Annotated in this window: 4 protein-coding genes; 2 read left to right on the forward strand and 2 right to left on the reverse strand. The window is 60.6% G+C overall.

Features of this window, described 5'->3' with window-relative positions; genetic code table 11:
- Positions 1-1,949 (reverse strand): DUF1592 domain-containing protein (locus tag ACH2EH_RS10455; protein WP_395141426.1); only part of this gene is annotated, 1,949 nt, incomplete at its 3' end.
- A 27-nt stretch (positions 1,950-1,976) separates the two neighbouring features.
- Positions 1,977-2,771 (reverse strand): sugar phosphate isomerase/epimerase family protein, encoded by a 795-nt coding sequence (locus ACH2EH_RS10460; protein ID WP_395141429.1) that lies wholly within the window; start codon positions 2,769-2,771, stop codon positions 1,977-1,979.
- 63 nt (positions 2,772-2,834) lie between these two features.
- Between ACH2EH_RS10460 and ACH2EH_RS10465 the strand changes: the two genes are divergently transcribed.
- Positions 2,835-4,535: a tetratricopeptide repeat protein gene (locus ACH2EH_RS10465; protein ID WP_395141431.1), complete on the forward strand. Its 1,701-nt coding sequence runs from the start codon at positions 2,835-2,837 to the stop codon at positions 4,533-4,535.
- A gap of 37 nt (positions 4,536-4,572) precedes the next feature.
- Positions 4,573-4,788: hypothetical protein (locus tag ACH2EH_RS10470; protein ID WP_395141433.1), on the forward strand; the 216-nt coding region annotated here is incomplete at its 3' end.

Raw genomic sequence — 4,788 nt, forward strand, 5'->3', positions numbered from 1 at the left:
GGGTGCGCGAGCAGTAGTTTCTTGAACCCGGTGATGTCCGTGAACTGACGCCCGTCGGGGAGGGTATCTCCGGCGTCAACGGCACGGCCCTCGCCGTACTGCCAGGCGGCGAGGTACTTGGCCAGCGGGCCAACGCGGTTGTTGACCCAGTCTTTGCGCTCCGCGATAACCCGGTAGCGCTCGCGCCAGCCGCCGATGGCATCGTAGTTTTCCAGTGCGAAGCCCGGTGGATCAATCTGTACGTGGCAGCTCGCGCAGCTTGGTGTCAGGCGGTGTTTTGCGAGCTGCTCACGGATGGTTTGTGCGCCGCGAATGTCTGGCTCAATGGCGGGGACATTGGCGGGGGGCGGTGCGGCGGGGCTGCCCAGAATCCGATCCAGCACCCACACGCCGCGCAGCACCGGCGAGGTTGCCGTGCCGTTTGCGGTGGCCTTCAGCACACTCGCCTGGGTGAGTACGCCGCCACGGTGATACTCGGGCTTCAGCGCGACCTTGCGGAACTCGACCCCGTGCACGCCCGGGATGCCGTAGTGTTTGGCGAGGCGGCCATTGAGGATCGCAAAGTCTGAGTCCACGATATTGCGCACACTGAGATTTTCCTTGAGGAGCGTGTCGAAGAAGAGCTGTGTCTCGCGCACGGAGGACCACTGCAGCTGCTCCTCGAACTCCGGGTAGAGGGTCTTGTCGGGCGTGGTCGCGTTGATATTTCGCAAGCTCAGCCACTGGCCGGTGAAGTTCTCGGTAAACGCCTTCGCCTTCGGGTGCTGGAGCATGCGATCCACCTGCGCACGCAGCACGCTAGGTTTGTGGAGCTCACCGCTGCGAGCCAGCGAGAAGAGTGCCTCATCGGGCATTGTGCTCCAGAGAAAATACGACAGCCGCGACGCCAGCGCTGTATCGTCGAGTAAACCAATGGGTTCGCGCAAATAGAGGAACTTTGAGGAGACAAGTACACCCTTGATGCCAGCTCGCAGTGCCATTTCAAAGCCCTGCCCCGACTGGAGCGCTGCGGCTACAATGGCCACGAAAGGTTTCTCTTCTCCCTCGGTCACAGGGCGTCGGAATGCTTTGGGCAGAAGTTGTCGCAGAAGTTTCTCCGCATCCGCCAGCGTCCCCACTTTGGGATCCACGTCGCCAAACACGCGCCGGTAGCTCTCCGTGGGCCAGCTCTCGGGCAGCGGCCCCTCGACTTCGACCCAGTGAATCTTCAGGCCCGGCCCCGGGTAGTCGGCGACGGTCTCCGGCTTCAGGTACACGAATGGCAGCGCGACGGGAGTGATTTTGAGGGTGTCGTTGCGCGCGAGGAGCCGCTCCTCAAACGCAATCACTGCCGGCTGACCTGGTGGCGCGTCGAAGTAGCCAAGGTGGCGCGTCGGGTTTCCGCTTACCACAAAGTTGCCCAGCAGCACCGCCATCGGCAGCGGCGTCTCTGAGTTGTGTGCCGAGGCGCAGATACGGAAGCGATAGCGTCCCGGCGCGGGCGCTTGGAACTTGCGCAGATCGGTTGCGGAATCGCCACTGTTGCGGAAGAGAATCACGCCATCATCACGCTTCCAGACACCTGCTAGGAACCAGTCTGGTAGCGAGTCGTAGAGATCAAAGCGCGTCGTCTTACTCTCCAGCTTGTGAACGGGCGCGACAGCCGCATCGAGCACTGCATCCGCCGCTTCAAGGTAGCGCTCGATGAGTGCTGGTGAGATATTGAGCGCGGCTCCCACATTATCAAAACCGTGCGATATTGCGTCCTCTGGTAGCAGCTCTTTTACCGAGACATTGATCGCGAAGAGATCACGAACCGTGTTCTCATACTCGACACGATTGAGCCGTCGTAGGATCACACGGCCCTCTGAGGACTGATTTTTAGCTACGGGCCGATTTTTAGCCGCAGGCAGAGCACTTGCCGTGCACAGTGCTGCAAGAATCAACAGAGCTTTCCAAAAATGACGCATTCTCTTGCCTTGTCTTGGGGGACGGAGTTAGGCGGGGCGCAGCTTACGGTAGTTTGCCAGGCATTTTGCGGCAGTCTCTAAAGACGGGAAGCGGCTGCCTTCTTGCTCGATCAGGAAGCACTCCGCCCCACCCTTGCTCGCCGCTAAGTCCAGAAGCTTGGCCCAGGGCGTCTCACCCTCGCTAAAGAGGACTTTGTAGCCCTCGGTCTTGCCCCAGTCTTTGAGGTGGAGCGAGCGAATCCGTCCGGGGTTGGCCGCGATCCAGGCGAGGGGATCGTAGCCGACTTCCATGCACGTTCCCACATCGAACTGGAGCGTGACGTCTTTTGGGGTGTTCGCAGCCAGGAGCTGGATAGGCCGGAAGCCCTCTTTCTCAATGAACTCGGTTTGGTGGTTGTGGAAGCCCGACCGCATCTTCAGCGGATTGAGCACTTGCGCTGCTGTGGTGAGGGTCTCGGCGACACGCTTCCAGTCGTCTTGAGTCTGTGTTCTGCCCGCGCTCGCCATCACGATCGTCTTGGAGCCCAGGATTTGGTTGAGTTCAATTGCCTTCTTAAGCCCGTCGCCCTCAAGCCCGGAGCGGCTGTTGTGGGTGGAGAGGCACTTGATCTTCAGCTCATCCAGAAGCTTGCGTACTTCTTTGGCGTACTCGGGAGTCCAGGACTGGTAGGGGGAGTAGAACTCAACCACCTCGTAGCCGAGCTTAGCGACGGCGCGTACGGTTCCCATCAGGTCTTTGGCAAGCGCATCGCGCACCGAGTAAAGCTCCAGCCCCAGTGGGATGTGCTTCATAAACGACCGCCTTGTCCGTTCCTCATTCATGATCCGATTGTAGCACTCAGTCCGAGGCGGGGCAAGGCAGTGTCGTGCTATAATCTCTTCTGCATGCCCGACATTACGAACGTCAACCTCACCTTCCTCCGAAAAGCGCGTGGCCTGGCCCCTCTCTCTCGTTATGCGATGCTGGATGACGGGACACTTTTGGTCTCCGTTCCCGATGAGCTTGAGGTGCGGACCTTTCACTTGGTGCGCTACTCGGAGCAGGGGCGCAGTCGTCGTGTGCATACCTACAGTGTTGAGACCCTTCGCAAGACGGAGATCGCGCCTGATGGTTCTACCTACATTGGCACCACCGATGATGACCTTTATCTGTTTCGAGAGAATCGTAAGACACGTTTTCTTCCGGATCGGCGCGCCTCGTACACCGATGTTTCCCTTGGGGTAGACACGCCACGGTTTGCCGCCGCGTTCTGTGATATTGTCGGGTCCGGTCACTCCGTGGCGCTGGGGGAGCTAGGCGGACGGCTGCTCTGGACCAAAGACATTTCTTTCCCTATTAATCGTGTCTGCATGGACCGTAGCGCTTGTTTTATGGCGGTTGCGGGCGAGAGTGGCGATCTGACTTTGATTGATCATACCCGCAAGACAGTTTGGAATCACCGGCAGGATGTCCCGCTCCTCGCGATTGCCACCATCGGCCCCACGCGCACGGTTTTTGCCACGGGAGGGCCACAGGTCGAGGTCGGGGGAGTGGGAATGGTTGGCAGCGATGGCACGCTCCTCTGGTTTACCGAGCTGATTGGCACGCCTGTTGAGCTGTCTTTAGATGCCGACGGCAAGAGTGTCGCGGTGCTACTGGCACTAGATGCGACAAGTGGGCGGCTGGTTTTTCTGTCCGAGGAGGGCCTGCCCACCTGGGACATAGACTTCGAGGACGCGCGGCCCACGGGAATCTCCCTCTCACCGTCGGGGCGCTTTGTCGCCGTGAGCCTGCGCGATGGGACACTCACTGCCTACGAGCTGACTTTTGGGGAGCGGGTTGCTTCGCTCTCGGAAGAGGCCACTCTGGCGGAGGCGCGGGGGGCATGGGACAAGGGCAATGTGAGCGCTGCCGCCGAGGTGCTCCGGACACGTCTGGCAGAGGTGCCCTCGGATCTGCGCTCCTGTGCGCTTCTGGGCGAGGTGCTCACCGACCTGCGGCAGCGTGCACTCGCCGCCGCCCAGACTGCCGAGACCGTGGGGGACTTTTCCGGAGCCAGTTCCCATCTCACTCTGGCAGCACAAGAACTTCCAGCGGACGCGCGGCTTACGGAGGCGCAGGGGGCACTTCGACAGCGCTGGTACAGCACGAAACTTTCGGAGGCCCAGGTTGCTCTAACCGAGCGGAACACCGAAGCGGCGGAGGCGGCCTTTTTGGAAGCCATTCAGGCCGACCCTCTGGCAACTGCTGCCCGCGCACTCCTTGCTGAGGCACGCTACGCGGCGGCGGCGAGTGCACTGGAGCGTGGGAGGGCTCTCCTACACCAGGGCAATGCACCTGGGGCACTCGTCGCCTTCACCGAAGCGCGTCAGAAGGGCGTCTCCGGGCCGGAGCTCAATGAGCTTTTGCGCCAGGGACGGGTTGTGGAGGCACTGTCACTGGGCAATGCACTCTATCAGGATCAGCAGTATGCGGCGGCGCTGTTCCAGTATAAGAAAGCTCTGCGTCTGGACCCGGAGAACGGCGAGGCGCAGCAGAAACTCAAGTATGCTCAGAACTTCCTTCAGGACACACAACTTTCAGATCGCTTCAGCCGTCTGGAGTAGCTTACTTCTTCCCGGTTCAGGCGCGGCACTTGCCCAGGTGCCCGAGGGGCGTCAGACCGCGCCGCTTGCTGCCAGTGGAAACAGCTACGAGCGCAAGCGCATAAAGCACACGGTGCCATTGGAGACGCTCCAGGGTTGGGATCTGCTCTACGATGCGCCTGAGGGGCGGGTCTACTTCGACTGGGACGATCAGTTTCTCTATCTTGCGGTGGAGTCTAAAGAGCCGCAGGACATCCGGTTCGATCTCGATGCT

The sequence above is a fragment of the Armatimonas sp. genome (assembly GCF_043760365.1).
Classification (GTDB): Bacteria; Armatimonadota; Armatimonadia; order Armatimonadales; family Armatimonadaceae; genus Armatimonas.